The following is a 22,676-nucleotide window of genomic DNA, read 5'->3' on the forward strand; positions in this document are numbered from 1 at the left end:
GGGCGTCGATGCGAACCACGCCTACTGTTGCGCGAGCGCGTCCGTCAACGGCCGCTGCGCGACACGCACGAGATTGTCGCGGCCCGCACTCGGGCTCGACCATTGCAGGTGCATGCTGGCCGGTCCGTTCGCATGCACGTACTCCACGCGGATCGGCACGTTCCGCTTCTGCGCGAGGTGGATGCGGCCCTTCGCGGTCGCGAGCCCCGGCTGTTCCTTGTCGATCACCTTGCGCCCGTCGATCCACACGCGCGCGACGTTGTCGCTCGTCACGCTGAACGTGTAGTCGTCGCCCTTCGGAATATCGAGCGCGCCGGTCCAGCGGATCGCATAGTTCGTCGCATTCATCCCCTTCGACGCATCGGGCGAATCGGTGCCGCGCTCGGTGTTCAGGTCGAAATCGACCAGCGGCGTGATCGACGAGAACACCGGCGTCGTGAACGTCGTGTCGTTGTAGTACGTCGCGTTCAGCACGCGCAGCCGCGAGCTGAATGCACTCGCGAGCGCCTGCACCTCGGCCGTGCTCCACGGGTGGCCGTCGGGGTAGAGCGTGCCCTGGAACGGCGTGGCCGGCTCGACGGTGGCCGGCGCGGATGCCGTTTGCCCCCAGTGGAAGCGCGTATTCGTGCGGCCGATCATCAGTTCCCACACGAGGAAGCCCGTCTTGCCGCCGTACGTCGACGCGATGCCGGCCATCGTCTGGCCGGCCTGGCCGCCCGGCCAGCCGCGCTGCAGCGTTTCCGAATTCAGGCTGTCGAGCAGGCTCGGCGGCAGCGAGTAGTCGGGCGTCGTCGCGTTGAGCGCATACGGGTGGAATGCATGGAAGTCGGAGAAGTAGTCGCCTTCCGCCTCCTGCACGTTCGGCGAATTGATCGGCTGCGTCGCGCCCGCGTTCAGGATCGCGATGCGCGCGTCGTTCATCATCAGCGCGCGCGTCGGCTGCAGCGCGCCGTTGCCGCTGCAGCCGGGCTCGTTCATCGGTTCCCAGTACAGGATGCGCGGATCGTTGCGGTGCGCGGACACGAAATCGGCGATGTAGTGCTGCAGGTCCTGCTTGTACGTGGTCGACGCGCCCGCCGCGACCGGCTGCAGGTACTGCTGCTCGACCGACTGCCCGGGCGACTGCACCCAGCGGCTGTTGTGCACGCCGAAGATCGGCGCGGGCTGCGGGCCGTATGCGGGATCGACGTGCCAGCAGTCGTCGTAGAAGATCGGCGCGACCTTCAGGCCGTGGCGCGCGGCGATCTCGAGCAGGCTGTCGAACTTCGCGAGGAACGCATCGCGGTCGTTGACCCAGTTCAGGTAGTGCAGGTAGACGGTGATCGTGTTCATCCCGTACGTCTGCGCGTAGTCGAGCTCGCGGTCGACGATCGCCGGATCGTAGTTCTGCCAGAAGTCGATCGCGTTGACGGCATTCCACGGGTTGTACACGGCGCCGACCACGCGCGAGAAGTCGTACGTTGCCGGCGCGACGTCCGGATAGCGGCTGACGGTCACGTTGCTGAACGCGACGCTCGCGCCGAAGCGGCGCAGCCCGAACGCACCCGCGCGCAGCGCGGTCGTCAGGCCGCTCGTCGCGTCGTTGATGCTGATCACCTGCGTGCCGTCGACATAGACGTCGATCGCGTTGTTGCGCGTGACAACCTTCAGGTGATGCGTGCTGCCCGGCACGATCGCGGGCGCCGGGTAGTCGACGAAGTCGGTCCAGTTGTTCTGCTCGCGGCCGACCTGCACGACGTGGCGCACCGCATCGAGCCCGATGTAGTAGCCCGTCAGTGCGTCGGTGCCGACCGTCGGGTTCGTCACGTGCACGATGAAGCCCGCGTTCGCGGTATTGGCGCCGGGTGCCGGTGCGCCGATCGTGACGTCCGCTTCGTACGACGCGTGACCGTACGCCGGATGCTGCGCGTTCGTGACGAGCTTCGCGCCGTCCGTGCTCGTGCCGTCGATCCGGATCGTGTTCGCCCCGCCGCTCGTCCAGGCCGGGCCGTACGTATCGAAGTCGGCGAGCGTCAGCGTTTGCGTGTCGGTCGCGACAGGCGGCGCCGGCGGTGCATAGGGCGGCACGCCGCGCGACGACACGCGCAACGCGGGCGTCGGCCCCGGCAGGCCGAGCGTGACGAGCTGGTTCGGGAAGTGCGACGGGCCGCCGTACCCGGCATTCATGAAATCGCCGGATGCCGCGGGATTCGCGGCGGCGGCACTGTCGCTCGCCGCGGCGTCGATGGCGGCACGCGCGGCGAGTGCCGATGCGGACGGGGCGGACGAATCATCGCCGCCGCATGACGCGAGCAGCACGACGACCGCCAGTGCGGCGGGGTTGAGACGAGACGTGATAGTCATTCTGGACTCCCGGATGAATGAGGAGAAGCGGACGACTGGTGACTCGATGCGGATGCAGCGGTATCCGGACAGGACGCGTCGCGGAACGGTAGGCGTGTGATGTGCGGACGGGCGGAGCGGGCAGCGCGGCGGGTTCGCGCGCATTCGCTTCCGGTCGCCGTCTCGTCGTGTTGCCTTGTGGTGGCTCGGGGTTCTGCCCGATGCCGACGCAAGTATAGAAATGCTTTTAAATTATTACTAATAATTTAGCGATGGTGTTTACCCTGAAGCAGGCGACGGCCGAGGGTAAGGCGGACGGGAAGGGACGCGCGGCAAGGCGGCGGGCGGCGAATGCGCCGCGCCGTCGGGTGTTCGGCGGGAAGGCTAAGGCGAAGGCGGGCGCGTACTTACGCGCTGGCCGATTGCGCGGCCGTTTCGACGGTCCGCACCGAGCCGCGCTCGACCAGCGGCCCGTCGAGCTTGATCGCGCGGCGGCGCACGGGCATCCCGACCGCGCGGTTCTGCTCCTCCTGCAGCAGGATCTCGACGGCCCAGCGGCCGAGCTCGTAGTTCGGCAGCACGATCGTCGACAGCGGCGGGTGCGTGTGCCGCGCGATTTCCTGGTCGTCGTAGCCGAGCACCGACACGTCGTCGGGCACGCGCATCCCGAGATGCTTGACTGCCTCGATCGCGCCGATCGCCATCAGGTCGTTCGCGCAGAAGATCGCGGTGGGCGGGTTCGGCTCGCGCAGCAGCGACAGCGTCTGCTCGAAGCCGGTATCCGAACCCCAGTCGCCGTCGCGCACGAGCTCCGGCGCGAACGGAATGTCGGCCGTCGCGAGCGCGGTGCGATAGCCCTTCAGGCGATCCTTCGCGGCGTCCTGCCACGGCTCGCCGTTGACGTAGCCGATGCGCCGGTGGCCCGCACGCAGCAGGTATTCGGTCGCCGCATGCCCGCCCGCGACTTCGGCCGGCACGATCGACGACAGCCCGCTTTCGGCCGTATAGCAGTTGAGCAGCACGGCCGGCACGCGCAGCAGCTCGGGCGGCAGCGTGACCTTGCGCGTATAGACGGTCGCATAGACGACGCCGAGCAGGTTCGGCATCGCGAGCACCGAATCGAGCACCTGGCGCTCGATGTCGACGTTGCCGTGCGTCGAGTACACGGCGAGCAGCTTGCCGTTCGCATAGGCCGCGTCGCGTGCGCCGTCGATGTTGACGACCGGATGCGGGCTCGTCGAGATCTCGTCGGCGAGATAGACGATCAGGTCGCGCTCGCCGTCGTGCGTCATCGCCACTTCGCGCGGCAGGAAGCGATAGCCGAGCTCGTGCGCGATCTTCAGCACCTTCTCGCGCGTGGTGTCCGAGAACTTGGTGCCCGCCGCGTTGTTCAGCACGAGGGAGACGGTGGATTGCGACACGCCGGCAAGCTTGGCGATGTCGGTCATCGTGGGGCGACGTTGAGTAGAGCGTTTCACGGTAGGAGCGCGGTCCGGCCTCGGCAGGATGGGCAAATGAATCGGTAATGAGCGGGTCGGATCAATCTGACTCGACGGTAACATCGGCAAATCTGGCCGGCAATCAAGCTTTACGCGTGCTTTGCCGGATGCGTCGACGTCGAGATAATAATATCAACAAATATTATTGACCACGCGTGCCGCGCCGTGCCATCCTTTGCCGCACCTGCCCGCGGCCGGCGCCGTATGCCGTCCGGCGGGGTCGTCAGTCTCGCGTCCGGGGATGATCGATGATGCCGATGGAACTACCGCGCAGCGCCAACCTGATCGAATTGACCAGCGCCACGGCCCGCGTGTGCGTCGCGCCGAAGGTCGGCGGCTCGATCGCCGCCTACTACGAGGTCGAGCGCGACCGCCAGCGGCACTGGTTCCGGCCTGCCACCGCCGAGGCGGTCGCGAGCGGCGACCCGCTCGGCATGGCGAGTTTCCCGCTGTTCCCCTACTGCAATCGCATCCGCGACGCGAAGTTCGCATTCGACGGCCGCACGATCGACCTGTCCGGCCCGCACGATGCATTCCGGCATGCGCTGCACGGCCACGGCTGGAGCCGGCCGTGGCAGGTCGGGCGACAGGACGCCGCCTCGGTCGAGCTGCACTTCGAGCACCGCCCCGAGCGCGGCCGGCAGGGCGACTGGCCGTTCCGCTACGAGGCGCGCCAGACGATCCGGCTGGACGGCGGCAGCCTGTCGATCACGCTGTTCGCGCGCAATCTCGACGCGCTGCCGATGCCGTTCGGCATGGGCCATCATCCGTATTACGTCCGGACCTCGCGCACGCTCGTCAGGGCGCAGGTGGACGCCATGTGGCACATCGACGACGACGTTTTGCCGACCCGCGTCGGCGCGCATCCGGCCGTCGATGCGCTGCGCGACGGGCTGCGGGTCGATGCGTTCGATCTCGACAACAATTTCGTGGGCTGGGCACGCGAGGCCGCGGTGATCTGGCCCGAGCGCGGCTGCCAGGTCGTGTTGTCGGCGCAGCGGCCGTTCGACCAGCTCGTCGTGTTCGCACCCGCCGGCGCCGATGCGCTGTGCGTCGAGCCTGTGACGAACACGACGGACTGCTTCAACGTGGGCGCGCGCGACCGCGCCGCGCCCGTCGGCGGCTGCGTGCTGGCGCCCGGCGAGTCGCTGGAAGCCACGCTGCGCTGGACGCCTGGCCCGATCTGAGCGGGCGCCCCGGCGGTACGGGATTATCCCGAGTCGGGCAGGCGATAATATCGAGTAATAATATTAATTCGTGACGCCGGAGCCGACCGTGTGTGCCACGGCGTGCGGGTCGATCACAACACAACACTTGGAGACGATGATGCCGAGCCGTGCAAAGCTGCAACGTATCGTGGTGACGATGGGTGTGACGCTCGGATGCGTCGCGATCGCGCAGGCGCAGGACAATGCGCAGAAGGTCGGGTCGAGTTCCGCGCAGACCTGCACGAATCCGAAGCCGGGCAGCGTGAAGCTGACCGATCTGGTGGTCGGCTTCTCGCAGTCGGAGAACGAACAGAATCCGTTCCGCGCGACCGAAACCGCCTCGGTGCGCGCCGCTGCGAAGGCGGCTGGCGTCAAGCGGCTGCTGTATACGAATGCGAACGCGAACCAGGCGAAGCAGGTCGCCGACATCGAAAGCATGATCAACCAGGGCGCGCAGGCTCTGATCGTCGCGCCGAACGATTCGACCGGCCTGCAGCCCGCACTCGCGCAGGCACGCGCGAAGGGCATCCCCGTCGTGACGATCGACCGGCAGACGGCCGGCACGCCGTGCCAGGATTTCATCACGTTCCTCGGCTCCGACTTCTTCCGGCAAGGGCAGCGTGCCGCGCAGGCGCTCGCCGATGCGACCGGCGGCAAGGCGACGATCGCCGAGATCCAGGGCGGCTACGGCAATACCGTCGAGAGCCAGCGAACCGACGGTTTCGCCGACGGCCTGAAGAAATTCCCGAACATGAAGATCGTCGCGTCGCAGACCGCGAACTGGTCGGCCACCGAAGCGCAGAAGGTGATGGAGCAGGTGCTGCTCGCGCATCCCGACGTGACCGCCGTCTACGCGCAGGCCGACACGATGGCGCTCGGCGCGATGACCGCGCTGCGGCAGGCCGGCAAGCAGCGCGGCGTGACGGTCGTGTCGATCGACGGCACGAAGGATTTCGTCACCGCGATCGCGAACGGTTCGGCCGCGGCGAGCGTCGAGACGAACCCGCGCTTCGGCCCGCTCGCGTTCAAGTCGCTCGAAGCGTGGTTCGCCGGCAAGCCAGTCGCGCAGAAGCAGATCATGGACGATGCGCTGTACGACAAGGCGAACGCGAAGCATTCGCTCGAAGCGAACCTCGTCTACTGATCCGCGGGCAACCGGTCCACAAAACCGCTCACACGCGAACGCGAGGCGCACGATGGATGCAACGCTTCCCGCCGGACCCGGCGCCGACGATGGCACCGGCGGCAGACCGGTCGTGCTCGAGACGCGCGGCGTCGGCAAGACGTTCGGGGTCGTGCGTGCGCTCGACGGCGTGTCGCTGACCTTGCGCGCAGGCGAGGTGCACGGGCTGATGGGCGAGAACGGCGCCGGCAAGTCGACGCTGATCAAGATCCTCACCGGCTTTCACCAGCCCGATGCGGGCGAGATCCGTGTCGACGGCGCGCCCGTGTCGTTCGACAGCCCGCGTGCCGCGCAGCGCGCGGGCATCTGCGCGGTCTACCAGGAAATCAACCTGATCCCGGAACGCAGCGTGGCCGAGAACATCTTCCTCGGCCACGAGCCGCGCCGGTTCGGCCCGTGGATCGATCGCCGCGCGATGCTGGCGCGTACGCGCGAGATCGTCGAGCGCTTCGGGCTCGACGTCGATCCGGCCGACAAGGTCGGTTCGCTCGGGCTCGGGCAGCAGCAGATGGTGTCGATCGCGCGCGGCGTGTCGCTCGGCGCGCGCGTGCTGATTCTCGACGAACCGACGTCCGCGTTGAGCGGTGCGGAAGTGGAGGTGCTGTTCGGCGCCGTCGACCAGTTGCGCGCGACCGGCATCGCGATCGTGCTCGTGAGCCATCGGCTGTCCGAGTGCTACCGGATGTGCGACCGGCTCACGGTGCTGCGTGACGGCGCGGTGGTGCGCAGCGATACGCCCGACCGGCTGCCGCGCATGGCGCTGATTTCGGCGATGCTCGGCCGCGAGGTCGGCACGCATGGCCCGCGCGAACAGGCGGAAGCCGCCGCTGCCGATACGGCGCAGGAGCCGGCACTCACCGTCGACGGGTTGCGCTGGGGCACGCGTTTGCGCGACGTGTCGTTCCGCGTCGCGCCGAAGGAAATCGTCGGGCTCGCGGGCCTGCTCGGCGCGGGGCGTACCGAAACGTTCAAGGCCGTGTTCGGCGCGCAGCCGCCGGATGGCGGCGCGGTGCGCGTCGGCGGCCACGCGCTCGATGGTGCGGATCCCTCGCGCGCGATTCGCGCGGGGCTCGCGTTCCTGTCCGAGGATCGCCGCTCGGAAGGCATTTTCTCGAAGCTGTCGGTGCGCGAGAACATCGTCGTCTGCGTGCTGCCGCGCATCGCGCGCTTCGGCTTCATCTCCGTGCGCAAGCAGGAAGCGCTCGTCGAGCGCTACATCCGCGAGCTGGGCATCAAGACGTCGCATGCGGGCGCGCCGATCTCGACGCTGTCCGGCGGCAACCAGCAGAAGGCGCTGATCGCGCGCTGCCTGTCGACCGAGCCGTCGGTGCTGCTGCTCGACGATCCGACGCGCGGCATCGACGTCGGCGCGAAGGCGGAAGTGCACGATCTCGTCAAGCGGCTCGCCGATGCAGGGCTCGCCGTCGTCGCGACGTCGTCGGAGATGGAAGAGTTGCTCGAGCTGGCCGACCGGCTCGTGATCCTGCATGAAGGCGCGACGAGCGGCGAGCTGTCGACGCGCGGCGCGAGCCCCGACGACGTGACCGCGTTGCTCGCGAACCAGGCGTAGCGCGCCGGATATCGATTTGAGGATGAGGAAAGCGTGAACCTTGCCAACCTGATGAGCGAACCGGATGAAGCACGCCGCACGTCGCGCCGCTCGCTGTTCGCGCAGGCGCGCGACCACAGCGTGTATCTCGCGTTCGTCGCGCTCGCCGTCTTCAACCTGGTCGTCACGCCCGGTTTCTCGAATCCGCTCGCCGCGCGCAGCCTGCTGTTCCAGGCCGCGCCGATCGTGCTGATCGCGCTCGGGCAGAACCTCGCGATCGCGACGCGCGGGATCGACCTGTCGGTCGGTTCGGTGATGGCGCTGTCGAGTGCGATCATCGCCGTGTGCTTGCCGTATGGAACGGGCGCGGCATTCGCGGCGGCCATTGCGATCGGGCTCGCGGTCGGCCTCTTCAACGGCGGGCTCGTCGCGCGGCTCGGCATCGATCCGCTGATTTCCGGGCTTGCGTTGCTGGTTGCCGCGCGCGGGCTGGCGCAAGCATTGCTCGGCGGCTCGCGCGTGAGCCTGCCGCCTTCCGATGCGTTCGATTTCATCGGCGTCGGCACGTTCGCCGGGCTGCCGGTCGTGATGCTGATCGCGCTCGTGTGCGCGGCCGTCGTGTTCTTCGTCGTGCGCAACACGACGTTCGGGCGCTACACGATCCTCGTCGGCGCGAGCCGCGATGCCGCGCATCTCGCCGGTGTTCCGGTGCGCCGTACGTTGCTCGCGGTTTACGCGGCGAGCGGCGCGCTGGCCGGGCTCGCCGGCCTGTTCGCCACCGCGCGTCTCGGCGCGGGCGATCCGAACTACGTCGGCGTGAACTTCGAACTCGATGCGATCGCCGCGTCGGTGATCGGCGGCACGCCGTTGTCGGGCGGGCGCGTATCGATCGTCGGCACCGTGTTCGGCGTGCTGCTGCTGCAACTGCTCGACGCCAGCTTCATCATGAACAACATCAGCTACACGTATGCGCAGATCCTGAAGGCCGCGTTCATCCTCGGTGCGCTGTACCTGCAGCGCTCGGGAGCCTGACATGTCGACCGCGCCGATTTCCACGCCTACCGCGCAGGACGCGAGCCGCGCCCGCCGCGCGCAATTCGTCCGTCTCGTGCAGGCGCGCGGCGCGATCGCGATCCTCGTGCTCGTGTGCCTGATCGCCGGCCGCGTGTTTCCGCATTTCCTGAGCGCGCCGAACCTGCTCGACATCGTCGCGGCCGCCGCGTTCGTCGCGCTGATCACGATCGGGCAGAGCTTCGTCATCATCCTCGGCGGGTTCGACCTGTCGGTCGGCTCGCTCGTCGGGCTCGGCACCGTGATTGCCGCGTATGCGGCGCCGTATGGCTGGGGCGCGGCGCTCGCCGCACCCGTCTGCGCCGGGCTGATCGTCGGGCTCATGAACGGCTGGCTGATCGCACGGGCGCGGATGGCGCCGTTCATCGTCACGCTCGCCGCGCTGCTCGGGTTGAAAGGGCTGGCGCTCGTGCTCGCGAGCCAGGACATGCTGATCGCGAATCCCGGGTTCTTCGCGACGATCGCGAACGGTACGCTGTTCGGGATCGGCAATCTCGTCTGGATCGTGCTCGTCGCGTACCTCGTCGCCGCGTTCGTGCTGAATCACACGCGCTACGGCGCGGGCGTGTTCGCGATCGGCGGCAACGAGGAAGCCGCGCGGATGCTCGGCGTGAACGTCGAAGGGCTCAAGATCGTCACGTACGGGCTGAGCGGGGCGCTCGCGGGGCTCGCCGGCGCGCTGCTCGCGTCGCGGCTCGATTCGGGCCTGCCGGGCGCGGGCAACAGCTACGAACTGCAGTCGATCGCCGCGGCGGTGATCGGCGGCGTGCTGCTGACGGGCGGCGTCGGCACGCTGTTCGGGCCGCTCGCGGGCGTGCTGCTGCTCGGCGTGATCGAGAACGTGATCAACCAGGTCGGCACGTTGAGCCCGTACTACCAGAACCTCGCGAGCGGCGCGTTCCTGCTGCTCGCGGTGATCGCGCAGACGCTGCTGACGGGCAAGCGGCGCAAGCGGTGATGCGCACGGTTGCGTGCAGCTGCAAACTGGAACGCTAAATGCTTGTCACGCGTGATCCTTTCGATGAAGGAGCACGACGATGAGCACACCGACCACCACCGCCTTTTCCCACGTCAGGCCGCAGGACACCGTATTTCGCGGCGAAGGCCTGCGCGACTTCTTCCTGTATCGCGATCTTGGCATCGCGGCCGCGACGAACGGCAAGGTCGTCGCGCAACTCGTCAGGGCAAATCATGCACCGGAGGCGGGCACCGGCTGGCACCGTCACGAGGCCGAGTTCCATATCGTGATCATGCTGAAGGGCTGGGCGCGCTTCATGTACGGCGAACAGGAAACGCTGGTGGCCGCCGGCGACTGCGTGCACCAGGCGCCGGGGATCGTCCACTACCTGTTCGACTACTCGCCAGATATGGAGTACCTGGAGATCGTCGGGCCCGCCGATTTCAAGTCGATCGACGTCGACGGGCCGTGCGCGGTACCGACGCCGACGCCCTGGAGCGAGGCCGGCGCGTAGCTTTCACGCGTTGCTGCACACGCTGTCGACGAACCGCCTTCGGGCGGTTTTTTATTTCGCCATCGGCACCCGCGACGGGCTTCCTTCGCTTCGACGCGTTGCTTCGAATTCCCAAGCGTTCCCGAGCTGAAGATCCGGAAAGAAAGGAAAGGCATTCGTCAGCTTCGACGGCCGATTGGCGATGCGATGTCAAAGATCGTCAATTGCACGCACGCGCGGTGCACGGCCTGTCGACGACCGGCGTTAAGGAGGTACCAGCCGGATCACCGGCTGACCTATCCGGGAGAGTTTCACCATGAACCGCATCGCGAAGATCCTGACGGCAACCGCACTGGCTTGCGCCGTGCTCGTGCCGGCACTGGCCGAAGCGCATTCGCACCGCGTGTGCCACTTCGATCATCACCACCATCGCGTGTGCCGCTGGGTGCGGTAAACGTGGTCTTTCCCGGGGATGTCCCGGACGTTTCATCTTTCAGGCAAATCAGGAGAGGATCATGAAAAAGACGATGTTGATCGCCGCGCTGGTCGCCGGCATGGGTATGTCGATCGGTGCGTTCGCGCAGGTTCCGGCCAGCGCGCCGGCCGGCACGACCGGTCTGTGCAAGGACGGCTCGTTCTACTCGGGCGCGTCGAAGAAGGGCGCATGTGCCGGCCACAAGGGCGTGAAGGCGTGGTACGGCGCATCGGCCGCTGCCGCGGCGAGCGCGCCGGCAGCAGCACCGGCCACGGCGGCTTCCGCTGCGCCGGCATCGGGCGCCGCACCCGCGAAGAGCGCCGCCGCAACGACCGCAGCAGCGCCGGGCGGCGGTGCGGGCAAGGTGTGGGCGAACGACAGCACGAAGGTCTATCACTGCTCGACCGACAAGTACTACGGCAAGACGAAGCACGGCAGCTACATGTCGGAAGCCGACGCGAAGGCGAAGGGCTACCACGCGTCGCACGGCAAGGCCTGCTCGTAACGCAGAGCCGGCGCGCGCGTGCAGTCGAGCGCGCGTCGTCCGAACGCGGCAGCACACGTCGCCCCGCCTCTCCGGCGGGGCGATTCATTTGCAGCGCCGTGCACGCTCAGTGCGCGAGATGCGATCGCGTTTCGGTCGCCGCGTCATCCCCGGTTGCGCGCGCATCGAGCAGCGCGCGCAGCGTGACGTAGTGGGTGCCGCTTGCGTCGCCTTCCGCGGTCGCGGTGCGATCGTACGGCTCGTTGTCGTGGATCGTCGCCCGCACGATCGGATAGATCTGCGTTTCCCACCGGCTGCCGTTGAACACGCCGTAGTGCCCCACACCCGTCTGTACGTGGTGCGTCTTCAGATACGGCGGTAAACCCGAACACAGTTCCTGCGCGGCCACCGTCTGGCCTACTGCGCAGATATCGTCTTTCTCGCCTTCGATCGTCAACAGCGCGGTGCGATGAATCGCAGCCGGTTCGACGAGCCTGTCGCCGACGACCAACTCGCCGCGCGCGAGCGCGTATTGCTGGAACACCTTCTCGACCGTTTCCAGATAGAACTCCGCGGTGAGATCGGCCGTCGCGAAGTATTCGTCGTAGAAGTGCCGCAGCGTGTCGGCTTTCGCTGGGTCGCCTTTTGCGCGTTCGTAGTACAGATCGGCGAACGACGCCGCATGCCGGTCCGGGTTCATCGACATGAACGCGCCCACTTGCACGAAGCCCGGATACACGCACCGCTGCGCGCCGACGAAACCCGTCGGCACCACGCTGATCAGGTTGCGCGCGAACCATTCGATCGGCTGGCTCGTCGCGAGTTCGTTGACCTTCGTCGGATTCACGCGGCAGTCGATCGGGCCGGCCATCAGCGTGAGGCTCGCCGGTTGTGCCGGATCGCCGCCGGCCGCCATCAGCGCAACTGCCGCCAGCGACGCGACGGTCGGTTGGCAGATCGCCAGCACGTGCGCGTCCGGGCCAATGTGGCGGATGAAGTCGACCACGTGCGTGACGTATTCGTCGAAACCGAAGCGGCCGGCTGCCAGCGGGATGTCGCGCGGGTTGTGCCAGTCGGTGATGTACACGTCGTGATCGGCCAGCATCGTGCGTACCGTGCCGCGCAGCAGTGTCGCGAAGTGCCCGGACATCGGCGCGACGATCAGCACGCGCGGTTGGCGCGTGACCGCCCGCGCCTTGCGGAAATGCAGCAGCGTCCCGAACGGTGTCGTTGTCGCCGCTTCCTCGACGATCGGCACCGTTTCGCCGTCGACGACGATCGACTCGATCCCGAACGGCGGGCGCCGGTGCGAGAACGCGCAGCATTCGAGCAGTTCGCACAGCGCGTCGACCATGCGGCCCGTCGGTGTCGACGTCGCCGGCGGCCACAGCGACATCGTCGCGCGCGTGGCGGCTGCCCATGCGCGCGCCGGGCGCAGGCATTCAGCAGACCATTGATAAAACGGATAGGCAAGCAGGTTCATGGCCGTCGTTCGTTGCGCCGCAGAACAGGGAACGAGGCAAGCCGTGTGCCAGCATGCGGCTGGCACGCGCGTTGCACGCGGTTCGAGAGCGCGGCAGCGCAAGCGGCACGTGACGACGGATGGACGAAGGCGACGCGCCGCTGCGCCGTCCCGGCGCGCGATACGTGCCGCGATGCCGTGCGACGTTGCGCCAGTTCGGCGAACGGAGCGCACAGGTGTGGTGCGGGCGGTCGCACGGCGCGTCCGTTTGCGGTGCAGGGGCACGAACGACATTCAGCAGGGGAGTCACATGGAATCCAACGCACGGACGACGCTGACCATCAGCAGCCGCAATTACTCGTCATGGTCGATGCGCGGCTGGTTGCTCGCGAAGCTGAGCGGGCTCGCGTTCGAGACGATCAGCGTGCCGATCGATGCGACGTCGCGCGCGGAGTTGCTGCTGCTGTCGCCATCGATCCTCGTGCCGTGCCTGACGCACGACGGCAACGCGGTGTGGGACACGCTCGCGATCGCCGAATACCTGAACGAGATCCGCCCGCAGGCGCGGCTGCTGCCCGACGACCGCCATGCACGCGCGCACTGCCGGTCGATTTGCGGCGAAATGCACTCCGGCTTCAGCGCATTGCGATCCGCGCTGCCGATGAACCTGCGCGGGCATTTCCCCGGCTTCCGGATCTGGTCGCGCGCGCAGCACGACATCGAGCGGATCGTGACGATCTGGCGCGAATGCCTCGCCGAGTACGGCGGCCCCTGGCTGTTCGGTGCGGAGATCGGCATTGCCGATGCGATGTACGCGCCGGTCGTCACGCGCTTCCTGACCTACGACTTGAAGCTCGAACCGGATGTCGCCGAATACTGCCTGCGCGTGCTCGCGCATCCGTTCGTCGCCGAGTGGATCGAAGCGGCGAAGGCCGAGCACGAAGACATCGACGAACTCGACATGGAGTTCTGACGCACGCACTCGCCGCACACTTCCAATTTCGCGACATGCGCAAGAGGCGAAACGAACATTCGATGCGCTCGCGCAACTCGCAAACGTTTTACCTTGATTTCGGTTCGAAACGAGGACGAATTCCCTAAAGGATGTTGAGCCCGATGACGTAAACGAGTCACGGGGATGACTCGCGATCGCACGCTTCAGACGTGCGACGCGCAGTCCGCAACAACCAGCGCAGCAGGGGGATCGACTTGTGAATCGTCAGCAATCGTGGACGCGTACGGCGGCGCCCGGGGAAATCATCTATTCCGAGGGCTTCGCCGGCGAGCCCGTCATCTTTCTGATTACCGACGGCAAGGTCGAGCTGTCCACGCGATGCGACGACAAGCGCGTCATCGTCGCGACGCTCGGCCGTGGCGAGTTCTTCGGCGAATCGGCGTTGCTCGCGGCCGAACCGCGAGCGCATACCGCGAAGGCGCTGTCGTTCTGTCAGCTCACCGTCGTGCCGGCCAGCATGCTCGATGACGAAATCGAGCGTGTGTCCGCGCTGCTGCGCCACATCGTGCGGACGATGATTCGCCGCGTGAAGCGCAAGGACGACCAGCTCGCTACCTACACGCATGGCGACTTCATGCCGGGCGTGCTGTCGTATGCGCACCTGCTGGCGCTGATGGCGAACGCCGATGGGCGCGAAGCCGCTGACACGTGGGCGCGCCGGCCGATGCAGGCCCATGCGGCCGAAACCTCGGTGCCGCTCGCCGAAGTGATCCGCAAATGCCGCGCGATTGCCGGCCACTCGCGCCCGCACGTGCTCGCGATGCTGCGACGCATGGAGAAGCTCAATCTCGTCACGATCGAAGCCGCGCAGGGTGACGCTGCCGGCAGCGCAACCGACCATGCGGCCTCGTCGGATGCGCGCCAGGTCGTCACGTTCGACGCCGCGCGCGTGATCGATCGCGCGCAGCAGGTGGCCGATCACGATCTCGACCTGTCGATCAACAGCGAACTCGAACTCATCGAACTGGCCGATCTCGAATCGCTGATCGGCGTCGACAGGACGCTGCTGCTCAACAAGCTCTCGAACGGCGAGATCGCCGACGAAGTGTTCGCGTTCCGCAAATCGAAGGTGCTCAGTTTCGTCGAGCAGAAGGGTGTGGCGTACTTCTCGCGGCGCAACGGCCGTCGCGGCGGCGACGTGCGCGCGCTGGAGGACATCGTGTGGGTCGACCAGCGCACGCTGTTCGACGTGATCAGCGCGTTCGATACGTACGACCTCGCGAAGCTGATCGCGAACCTCGACGATCGCGCCGTGGCCGACAAGCTGTTTTCCGTGATGACCGAGGCGCGGCGCAACGAAGTGTCGTGGGTCATGCGCCGCGAGATCAAGCTCGATCCGATCGAGGTCGAGGAGATCGAGCAGCGCGTGCTGGATGCCGTGCGTGTGGCGAAGGCGCCTGCGGCGGGCGTGGCGCCGGTGGCGTCGACGTCGGCGTCGGATGCGTGAAACGGAGAAGCGTATGGATCTGTTGACCCTGGCCGGTGTGGTGCTCGGCGGCGCGGCGATCGTGTTCGGTTTCGCACTCGAAGGCGGGCATTTCTCGATGCTGTTCCAGTTCGAGGCGCTCGTGATCGTGCTCGGCGGCACGCTCGGCGCGGTGATGATCCAGAACACGTGGGCGCGCTTCTTCGACGCGGTGAAGCAGCTGCGGCTCGCGTTCGTGCGCGCGCGCGAGGTCGATCGCAAGAACCTGTCCGACCTGCTCGAATGGGGTGATCGCGCGAAGCTCGACGGGTTGCTCGCATTCGAATCGATGGATGTGAGCGGCATTCATCCATTCGCGCGCCGCGGGCTCGAACTGCTCGCGAACGGCGTATCGACCGCCGTGCTCGAGGATGCGTTGCAGCGCGAGCTCGATGCGTACGAACGCAGCCGCCTCGCCGCCGTGCGCGTGTGGCAGCAGGCCGGCGGTTATGCGCCGACCTTCGGCATTCTCGGCTCGGTGCTCGGGCTTGTGCAGGTGACGAGCCATATTCTCGAACCCGCGCAACTCGGGCCGGGCATCGCGATGGCGTTCGTCGCGACGCTGTATGGCCTTGCGTTCGCGAACCTCGTGTTCCTGCCGCTGTACGGCAAGCTGCGCGCGCAGATCGACAGCGAGATGCGGTTCCGCAAGCTGTATCTCGACGGCTTGCTCGCGATTTCGCGCAAGGAGTCGCCGCATACGATCGAAACGCGCTTGACCGGCGACGTGCGCGGGCGCGCGGCGGAATCGCTGGCGTGATGTTTGTGCGCTTTGTGCTTGCGCCTGGGCCTGTATCTGTACCGCATGACGAACCCGGATTCCCGACAGCATGACTGCTCGAACTGACGGCGCATCCGCTGCCGATCGCGACGATGACGAACTCGAAGGCGCGCAGTCCGGACGCTGGCTGATTTCGTACGCGGATCTCATCACGACGCTGATGGTGCTGTTTCTCGCGCTGTACGTGCTGCAGCTCGCGAAATACAACGCGCTCGATGCGCGGTACCAGACGCTCGCGCGGCAGGCCGGTGGTGCTGCGACTGCCGCCGCCGAACCCGTCAAGTCCGACGCTGCGCCGCCGTGGCTCGCGTTGCTCGATTCGTTGAAGTCGAACGGCCGGATCTCGCTGGTGAAGGCGCCGCACGGTGTCGAGATCGGCATCGACGCGAAGATCCTGTTCAATGTCGGCGATGCGCGCTTGCTGCCCGATTCGTCGCCCGTGCTGAACCAGATTGCGCAGGCACTCGGCGATCACGCGACAGGCGACATCCTCGTCGAAGGCCACACGGACAACGTGCCGATCGCGAACGCGAAATACGAATCGAACTGGGAGCTGTCGTCGGCGCGTGCGGGCAGTGTCGTGCGCTACCTGACCGAGCGCGGTATCGCGCCGCATCAGCTGGCCGCGATCGGGCGGGCCGATACGCAGCCGCTCGTCGCGGGCGACGATGCTGCATCAAGGGCGCGAAACCGGCGCGTCACGATCTTTGTTGCCTACTGATTCGCGTGGTACTTGCGTTGTGCCATCCCATATAGGCGGCCGCATATGCCCGCCTGTCATCAACATAACGAATCTCGCATGATTGGTATCTGAAATCAGCGATGCGGTTCTGCGTGTGCATGCCGATAACCCAAACTGGCTCAGACCGAGCGGTTATCGAGGGTTCCCCATGCATTTCTGGCGCAAGCTTTCCATTCAGAACAAGCTGATTCTCAGCATGACGAGTTGCCTGCTCGTGTTCGTCGCGATTTCGAGCGGGCTCAGCGTTCGTCTGATCGGCAACGCGGTGCGCGATCGCGTCGTCCGCGAAGAACTGCCGACCGCCGTGAACGGCATTCGCGCCGACGTGCAGCGCCAGATGGCCGGCCCGATCGCCGCGTCGCGCATCCTCGCGCGCGATGCGTTCCTGCTGCAATGGGAAGCCGACGGCGAACCCGATGCCGGCACGCGCAACTGGATCCAGTTCGCGAAGAACGTGAAGGACGAGCAGAAGGCCGCGTCCGTGCAGTGGGTGTCGGTGAAGAGCGGCAACTACTACAACGAAGCCGGCCTGCAGCGGAAAGTGACCGACAAGGATCAGTGGCTGACCAGCTTCCTGTCGTCCGGCAAGGCGTTCGACGTGAACATGGATCGCGAGGTGACCGTCGGCGGCTACATGATGTTCATCAACAGCCGCGTGGAAATCGACGGTGTGCCGATTGGCGCGGCGTGCATGAGCCTGTCCGTCGATGCGCTTGCGAAGGGTATCTCGGCTTACCGGATCGGTGAGAGCGGGTTTGCGTACCTCGTGCGCCCAGATGGCGCGATCATGATGCATCGCGATACGTCGCTGATCGACGGCAAGCATTTTCTGAAGGATGAGCCGGGGTTGCCGGGCGATGCGTCGTCGACGTTGCTTGCCGGTAAGCCTTATGCGTACCTCAGCTATGAGGGTGATGGCGGCGCGCGGTTCATCGCGACGTCGTTCATTCCTGAGTTGAACGCGTATGTGGTCGTCCAAGTGCCGCAGGCCGAACTGCTCGGGCCGGTGACGCGGGCGATCCATAGTGCGGCGCTGGTTGCGGCGGTAGTGGGGCTTGGGGTTGCGTTGCTCGTGATCTGGCTGGTGGGGCGCGCGATTGCTGCACCGATTCGTCGGGCGGCGACGCTGTTGTCGGAGATCGCGAGCGGCCAGGGCGATTTGACGCGCCGGATGACGGTCGAGAGCGGGGACGAGATCGGGCAGCTGTCGGATGCGTTCAACCGGTTCGTGTCGTCGCTGTCGACGCTGGTTCATCGGATTCGTGCGGCTTCGGCTTCGATCGCGACCGGGTCGGCGCAGATTGCTTCGGGGAATGCGGATCTCAGCGAGCGCACCGAAGGGCAATCGAGCAACCTGGAGCGGACGGCTTCGTCGATGGAAGAGATCACGGCCGTGGTGCGTAACAACACCGAGACGGCGACTACGGCCGCGAAGATGATCAATGGGGCGGCGGATACGGCGGCGCGTGGCGGGCAGGTGGTGGGGGAAGTCGTGACGACGATGGAGCAGATCAGCAACGCATCGCAACGGATCTCCGAGATCATCGTGATGATCGACAGTATCTCGTTTCAGACGAATATTCTGGCGTTGAATGCTGCGGTGGAGGCGGCGCGGGCGGGGGAGCAGGGGCGTGGGTTCGCTGTCGTTGCTTCGGAAGTACGGAATCTGGCGCAGCGCAGCGCGCAGGCGGCGAAGGAGATCAAATCGCTGATCGAGCACAGCGCGGGGACGGTGGGTGCCGGGTCGCGGCTCGTTAGTGAGGCGGGGAAGGTGATGAGCGATGTTGTCTCGCAGGTTCAGGGCGTTAGCGCGATGATGAGCGAGATTGCCGAGGCTAGCCTGGAGCAGAGTGCTGGCATTGATCAGATTGGGGATGCGGTGCAGTCGCTTGATCAGATGACCCAGCAGAATGCGGCTTTGGTCGAGGAAAGCGCTGCGGCTGCGGAGAGTTTGAAGCAGCAGGCTGCGGAACTGACGAAGCTGGTTTCGGCTTTTAAGGTGGATGAGTAAGGGCTGGTTTGGGATTTAGAATAGAGCGCTTCTGAGGGACGGCTGCCGTGGGTTCACAGCAGCCGTTTTTGTATGTTGGCGCGGGATTCGGTGGCGGTTATAAAAATGAAACGCATTTCAAGGTGGAAGATTGGAGTGGGGGCGGTGGTTCTCGTCGCGGTGGTGGCTGCGGTGGGTGCGAAGGTGATTGCGTCGCCTACCGATTCGTATCTTGTCTATCGGAAGAAAGCCGTTGACGCGGTTACCGCGGCGCGGATGGAAGATCAGGCGGATCTGGACAGGAAATATACGGCCGAGGTGAATGCGCGGCTGGTCAAGCTTGTCGGGACGGTCAGGGCGAAAGGTTTTCCCGCGAAGGCGGGGAGTACCGTGGATACCCTCTACATCGATAACGGGATGACACCCGGGCCGGATGGACTGCTCTTGAAGTCGAATGACGGGAAGGTGAATCTCGTTGTGACGACGGTTCCGCTTTTGAAGGCTTGGGTGGCAACGGCGGATGCGGGGATCAAGTCGGCGGATGATATCGCGGCGATTTTCGATAACGAGACGTTTTACACCGATGTGCTTGGCGGCGACGCTGCGGAGTTTCGGTTTGCCGAATTGCCGGTGAAGCGAAAGCCGGCTGATGCGGTGGTGAAGGCGTTGCTGGTGGGTGACAGCCAGGACGGGATGCCGGATGGGCCGAATACGTTGTTGGTGTCGGTCAGGCAGGGCGCGCGGGTTTATATCCTGTGGCGGGATGCGACGTTGCCGACGATTGCCGCTTGCAGTGCGGAGCACGTTGCCGAGGAACAGCGACCAGCCTGTTTCGCGCAGCAATTACCTAAACAGAGGCGTTATTCGCGGTTTGTGTCCGATGCGCAGGCGATGGTCGATGCAGTTGTTCAATAGGATGCAATTGTCTTGATTGTCGTCGAGTCGGGTGGGCGTTATCAACATTGGTCCAAGCTTTGGGAATGCCATCTTGAATGAGTCAGCGTTGGAACTTACGAAGCCACGTGTTCCGTTGTTTCGGGCAGGTAACCCGTGCACGCTTGTTACACGTGTCGGAACCATGCTTGCGATGACCATGCTTTGGTCAGGTCTTGCAAGCGCAGCACTGCAGTCCAATCTACGCTTTGCATTGCTCGGCGGAGCGGCAGTGCTCTATAGCAATGCGGCGAACCCTCAAGATCCATTGCCCCGTCGGGCCTGGAAGAAAGCGGTTTTCTCCTTTCCGAATGGAACGACATTTGGCTTGTTGCCGCGAGCGGGTGAATCGAACGCTGGCGGGGGAACGCAGATGGAGCCGCTCAACAAATGGAATATCTCCCCTTCAGGTCGATATGTAATCGTTATGCGAAACGATCAGGGAACAGTGTCCACGGGGCAGGGGCAACCGGACACGGTACTGAACCGCGAGTACTGTTCCATGATTGAGATAAAAACAGGCTGTATCACGGCCGAGCAAACCGGAGAGATTTGCGGGGCAGGATGGCAACCGAGTCAAGGCGCTCAGTGGGGAACAGATTCCCAAACTTCGATGATGCTCACGCGAGATCGTCCCACGGCAAGCAACAAGTTGGCCTCTATCAATGCGGGACAGCCTGCGCGTTTGCTGATGCGCGACGCTTCGGGGGCCGACAACCTCTTGCGTTGTGACCCGCCTTCCTCGGCCAATCGAGAGTCTTATCGGAAAATTGCAGCAGCTCTAAAGGCGGACGGGGCGCACTTCGATGCGCAACTGATTGATACGGCGCTTTCGAAAGGCTCTGCCACCTCTGTAGGCACGCCAGCGGCGCAAGAAGCGGGTGTTGAAGGCCCGACCGCCGCGGTGTCGGTTGCAAAAGCGACTCTGTTCACGGCCCCCGACGAAGCGACTGCAAGTCGAGCCTATCTCGTCCAGAATGATGTCGTAACGGTACTGAAGCAGTCTCCGACGGGGTGGGCCTACGTGAACTACGTTAAAGCCACCGGTAAACATCTATTTGGCTGGGTCAGAGTCGATCAGATCTCGCTTAGGCAATGATGTGTAAAAGGTTGGACTAGATCAAACAGGCAGCGTCAGATCGGCTGACTCACTTCGGCCAGGAAGCGTCGTTCGCCTGCATTTCTCGTCGCCACTTTGACATCGATTCCCTGCCGGTGAGCAGTCGGTCAGTTGGATTGGCCGGTAAAGCCTTAAGATTTTTAAGTAAATGCCGATAAGCAATAGATGGCATGTGACTCTCATCGAGAGCCACCACCTCTAAGTCAGTTGAAGCTCCGATGTCGTTGTTTTCAAAACGGCGTATTCGTTGGTTGACGCGGGAAATAATATATTTCAGAAGGAGAATTAATTGGTTGAGTTGAAACTGGAAAATATTCGTGGGATCAGAAGTATGTCGCTCTCACTTCCATTGAAAAAAGGACTTTACGCAATTACAGGCGAAAACGGGATCGGGAAGAGTACAATATTTGCCGCACTTTCAAAGCTTGTTTACCGTGGCGCATTGCAAAATTTCTTTAAAAATGATGGGGAAGCAACTTCTAAGATCTCCTATCGCAGCGGGGGGGATGAAAATGTTTGGGAGAAAAAAATAAGTTGGCAGAGAACCGATCAATGCCAAAGCGAAATTTGCGTCGATGGGTTTTACGAGGGAAGCCTGATATTTGGAAATAGATTTAGCGACGCACATATATCCAGGGTTTCCAAGGCAATTAAGATCTCCCCGGCCGACCTTCGTGACTCCGACCCCTTCGTCTCAGAAAATCTAGGCTGGATTCTTCGAAATGATAAAAGCCATTTTTCTGGGTTAAAGCGCGTTAAATCAAAACCTGTTGCAGAAGGTCTTGGTTTTCACGGAATTCCGTATCTTATCGAAAGGAACGGGAAGTGGCTTCATTATCTTAAAATGAGCTCCGGGGAATTTTTGCTTATTGGGTTGCTTCATCTTATCAATGAGCGCGTAAAGTACAAAGAAAAGAAACAAAACGATCATCTTAGTGTGATCATTATGGATGAAATTGAGTTGGCATTGCATCCTTCAGCGCAGGATCGGCTTGCAATTTTCCTGAACAAAATATCGGATCAGCATAATTTTTGCATTTATTTTGCCACGCACAGTGTCCAAATTATTGCAAATGTTCGACCCGAGAAAATTTTTCATCTTGAATCACCTACTGCAGGCGTGATTGAAGTACTTAACCCATGCTACCCTGCGTATGCTACCAGATGTCTATATACGGCAGATGGATTTGATTACATCCTGCTTGTCGAAGATGATCTCGCAAAATTCTTGGTTGAAGGGTGTCTTCGAGAAAAATCGATGTATAGCAGTCGATTGATAAAAATACTACCTTGCGGCGGATGGGAGAAAACGTTGGAGCTGCAACACGAAATCTCTCAATCGAGGCTTGCTGGTAACGCGTGCAAGGTAATATCGATACTCGATGGGGACATAAGGGGCGAGTGCGATAAACTTTACGGAAATGGCACGCAATATGGTGCACTCCCCAAGCAATTTTTGCCGATCAAGAGTTTGGAAAAATATCTTCTCAAAAAACTCGCATTGGATCTGGATGTGGCGTTTATGAGAAAATTTGGCGACGAATTTTTCCAAGTAAGAAGCTTGAGCGATATAATGAATGATTATAAATCAGATAAAAGATCTTCGTCGGATTCAAATGGCAAGGGATTGTTCTCTGTTCTTAAACGATGCGCCTCGGAACAGGGGATTGCTGACGAAATATTCAAAAGGGATGTGTGTCGGTTTATATACGATTACGAAGATCTTTCGAAACTGAAAGAAAGTATAAAACGGCTTTGCTCATAGTCGGTTGATTTGATGGGCAACCTTCTGGATAAGTAGATTATCGTCAAAAACGTCTATTGGTGATTGGCTGCTGGAATCGTATTGGTATTAGTCGCGCACAAGATGTAAAGACTTAGCCTTCCCGCTATTGCGTCGCTGATGAATAGTCGAGAGGTGCTGAA

19 protein-coding genes are annotated in these 22,676 nt (G+C 63.6%); 16 read left to right on the forward strand and 3 right to left on the reverse strand.

Annotated features, from left to right (window positions below; genetic code table 11):
- Positions 1-21: 21 nt before the first annotated feature.
- On the reverse strand, positions 22-2,343 hold the full coding sequence (locus DIE03_RS30200) for a PA14 domain-containing protein (RefSeq protein WP_124455880.1): 2,322 nt from the start codon (positions 2,341-2,343) through the stop codon (positions 22-24).
- A gap of 386 nt (positions 2,344-2,729) precedes the next feature.
- Positions 2,730-3,770, reverse strand: coding sequence for a LacI family DNA-binding transcriptional regulator (locus DIE03_RS30205; RefSeq protein ID WP_124455881.1), 1,041 nt, complete (start codon positions 3,768-3,770; stop codon positions 2,730-2,732).
- 302 nt (positions 3,771-4,072) lie between these two features.
- On the opposite strand from DIE03_RS30205, the gene DIE03_RS30210 reads away from it, so the two are divergent.
- The 8 genes from DIE03_RS30210 (at position 4,073) to DIE03_RS30240 (ending at position 11,263) form a co-directional block, all read left to right on the forward strand.
- Entirely contained in the window at positions 4,073-5,008 is a 936-nt protein-coding gene (locus DIE03_RS30210; RefSeq protein WP_124455909.1) for an aldose 1-epimerase, read from the forward strand.
- Positions 5,009-5,144: 136 nt separating this feature from the next.
- Complete coding sequence (locus DIE03_RS30215; RefSeq protein WP_124455882.1) at positions 5,145-6,173, forward strand: ABC transporter substrate-binding protein; 1,029 nt, start codon at positions 5,145-5,147, stop codon at positions 6,171-6,173.
- Between the two features lie 52 nt (positions 6,174-6,225).
- Positions 6,226-7,782 carry a sugar ABC transporter ATP-binding protein gene (locus DIE03_RS30220; protein WP_124455883.1) on the forward strand — a complete coding sequence of 519 codons (1,557 nt, stop codon included), beginning with the start codon at positions 6,226-6,228 and terminating at the stop codon, positions 7,780-7,782.
- Between the two features lie 33 nt (positions 7,783-7,815).
- Positions 7,816-8,793 (forward strand): ABC transporter permease, encoded by a 978-nt coding sequence (locus DIE03_RS30225; protein ID WP_124455884.1) that lies wholly within the window; start codon positions 7,816-7,818, stop codon positions 8,791-8,793.
- 1 nt (position 8,794) lies between these two features.
- Positions 8,795-9,790, forward strand: coding sequence for an ABC transporter permease (locus tag DIE03_RS30230; protein WP_124455885.1), 996 nt, complete (start codon positions 8,795-8,797; stop codon positions 9,788-9,790).
- Between the two features lie 79 nt (positions 9,791-9,869).
- Entirely contained in the window at positions 9,870-10,304 is a 435-nt protein-coding gene (locus DIE03_RS30235) for a cupin domain-containing protein (protein ID WP_124455886.1), read from the forward strand.
- 295 nt (positions 10,305-10,599) lie between these two features.
- Positions 10,600-10,737, forward strand: a complete 138-nt coding sequence (locus DIE03_RS38440; RefSeq protein ID WP_006488624.1) for an HHHH-motif protein — start codon at positions 10,600-10,602, stop codon at positions 10,735-10,737.
- 61 nt (positions 10,738-10,798) lie between these two features.
- A complete protein-coding gene (locus tag DIE03_RS30240) occupies positions 10,799-11,263 on the forward strand; it encodes a DUF3761 domain-containing protein (RefSeq protein WP_124455887.1) in 465 nt (154 codons plus the stop codon).
- Positions 11,264-11,369: 106 nt separating this feature from the next.
- Here DIE03_RS30240 and DIE03_RS30245 read toward each other — a convergent pair whose 3' ends face one another.
- Entirely contained in the window at positions 11,370-12,725 is a 1,356-nt protein-coding gene (locus DIE03_RS30245; protein WP_124455888.1) for a polyhydroxyalkanoate depolymerase, read from the reverse strand.
- Positions 12,726-13,014: 289 nt separating this feature from the next.
- Between DIE03_RS30245 and DIE03_RS30250 the strand changes: the two genes are divergently transcribed.
- From DIE03_RS30250 to DIE03_RS30285, 8 genes are all read left to right on the forward strand, one after another.
- Positions 13,015-13,677, forward strand: a complete 663-nt coding sequence (locus tag DIE03_RS30250) for a glutathione S-transferase family protein (RefSeq protein WP_124455889.1) — start codon at positions 13,015-13,017, stop codon at positions 13,675-13,677.
- Between the two features lie 238 nt (positions 13,678-13,915).
- A complete protein-coding gene (locus DIE03_RS30255) occupies positions 13,916-15,166 on the forward strand; it encodes a cyclic nucleotide-binding domain-containing protein (RefSeq protein WP_124455890.1) in 1,251 nt (416 codons plus the stop codon).
- A gap of 13 nt (positions 15,167-15,179) precedes the next feature.
- Complete coding sequence (locus DIE03_RS30260) at positions 15,180-15,944, forward strand: flagellar motor protein (RefSeq protein WP_124455891.1); 765 nt, start codon at positions 15,180-15,182, stop codon at positions 15,942-15,944.
- Positions 15,945-16,014: 70 nt separating this feature from the next.
- Positions 16,015-16,686 carry an OmpA family protein gene (locus DIE03_RS30265; RefSeq protein WP_124455892.1) on the forward strand — a complete coding sequence of 224 codons (672 nt, stop codon included), beginning with the start codon at positions 16,015-16,017 and terminating at the stop codon, positions 16,684-16,686.
- A 169-nt stretch (positions 16,687-16,855) separates the two neighbouring features.
- Positions 16,856-18,718, forward strand: a complete 1,863-nt coding sequence (locus tag DIE03_RS30270; protein ID WP_124455893.1) for a methyl-accepting chemotaxis protein — start codon at positions 16,856-16,858, stop codon at positions 18,716-18,718.
- Between the two features lie 105 nt (positions 18,719-18,823).
- Positions 18,824-19,612, forward strand: a complete 789-nt coding sequence (locus DIE03_RS30275) for a hypothetical protein (protein WP_124455894.1) — start codon at positions 18,824-18,826, stop codon at positions 19,610-19,612.
- A gap of 163 nt (positions 19,613-19,775) precedes the next feature.
- Positions 19,776-20,729, forward strand: coding sequence for a hypothetical protein (locus DIE03_RS30280; RefSeq protein ID WP_124455895.1), 954 nt, complete (start codon positions 19,776-19,778; stop codon positions 20,727-20,729).
- A gap of 310 nt (positions 20,730-21,039) precedes the next feature.
- Positions 21,040-22,515 carry an ATP-dependent endonuclease gene (locus DIE03_RS30285; RefSeq protein WP_124455896.1) on the forward strand — a complete coding sequence of 492 codons (1,476 nt, stop codon included), beginning with the start codon at positions 21,040-21,042 and terminating at the stop codon, positions 22,513-22,515.
- Positions 22,516-22,676: the final 161 nt, after the last annotated feature.

It is taken from the genome of Burkholderia sp. Bp8992 (genome assembly GCF_003853705.1).
Taxonomy (GTDB): Bacteria; Pseudomonadota; Gammaproteobacteria; order Burkholderiales; family Burkholderiaceae; genus Burkholderia.

Excerpts from the sequence above, each read along its gene's own strand:
- DIE03_RS30200 (WP_124455880.1), bottom strand. The coding sequence starts at position 2,343 with ATGACTATCACGTCTCGTCTCAACCCCGCCGCACTGGCGGTCGTCGTG.
- DIE03_RS30205 (WP_124455881.1), bottom strand. The coding sequence starts at position 3,770 with ATGACCGACATCGCCAAGCTTGCCGGCGTGTCGCAATCCACCGTCTCC.
- DIE03_RS30210 (WP_124455909.1), top strand. The coding sequence starts at position 4,073 with ATGCCGATGGAACTACCGCGCAGCGCCAACCTGATCGAATTGACCAGC.
- DIE03_RS30215 (WP_124455882.1), top strand. The coding sequence starts at position 5,145 with ATGATGCCGAGCCGTGCAAAGCTGCAACGTATCGTGGTGACGATGGGT.
- DIE03_RS30220 (WP_124455883.1), top strand. The coding sequence starts at position 6,226 with ATGGATGCAACGCTTCCCGCCGGACCCGGCGCCGACGATGGCACCGGC.
- DIE03_RS30230 (WP_124455885.1), top strand. The coding sequence starts at position 8,795 with ATGTCGACCGCGCCGATTTCCACGCCTACCGCGCAGGACGCGAGCCGC.
- DIE03_RS30235 (WP_124455886.1), top strand. The coding sequence starts at position 9,870 with ATGAGCACACCGACCACCACCGCCTTTTCCCACGTCAGGCCGCAGGAC.
- DIE03_RS38440 (WP_006488624.1), top strand. The coding sequence starts at position 10,600 with ATGAACCGCATCGCGAAGATCCTGACGGCAACCGCACTGGCTTGCGCC.
- DIE03_RS30240 (WP_124455887.1), top strand. The coding sequence starts at position 10,799 with ATGAAAAAGACGATGTTGATCGCCGCGCTGGTCGCCGGCATGGGTATG.
- DIE03_RS30245 (WP_124455888.1), bottom strand. The coding sequence starts at position 12,725 with ATGAACCTGCTTGCCTATCCGTTTTATCAATGGTCTGCTGAATGCCTG.
- DIE03_RS30250 (WP_124455889.1), top strand. The coding sequence starts at position 13,015 with ATGGAATCCAACGCACGGACGACGCTGACCATCAGCAGCCGCAATTAC.
- DIE03_RS30260 (WP_124455891.1), top strand. The coding sequence starts at position 15,180 with ATGGATCTGTTGACCCTGGCCGGTGTGGTGCTCGGCGGCGCGGCGATC.
- DIE03_RS30265 (WP_124455892.1), top strand. The coding sequence starts at position 16,015 with ATGACTGCTCGAACTGACGGCGCATCCGCTGCCGATCGCGACGATGAC.
- DIE03_RS30270 (WP_124455893.1), top strand. The coding sequence starts at position 16,856 with ATGCATTTCTGGCGCAAGCTTTCCATTCAGAACAAGCTGATTCTCAGC.
- DIE03_RS30275 (WP_124455894.1), top strand. The coding sequence starts at position 18,824 with ATGAAACGCATTTCAAGGTGGAAGATTGGAGTGGGGGCGGTGGTTCTC.
- DIE03_RS30280 (WP_124455895.1), top strand. The coding sequence starts at position 19,776 with ATGCTTGCGATGACCATGCTTTGGTCAGGTCTTGCAAGCGCAGCACTG.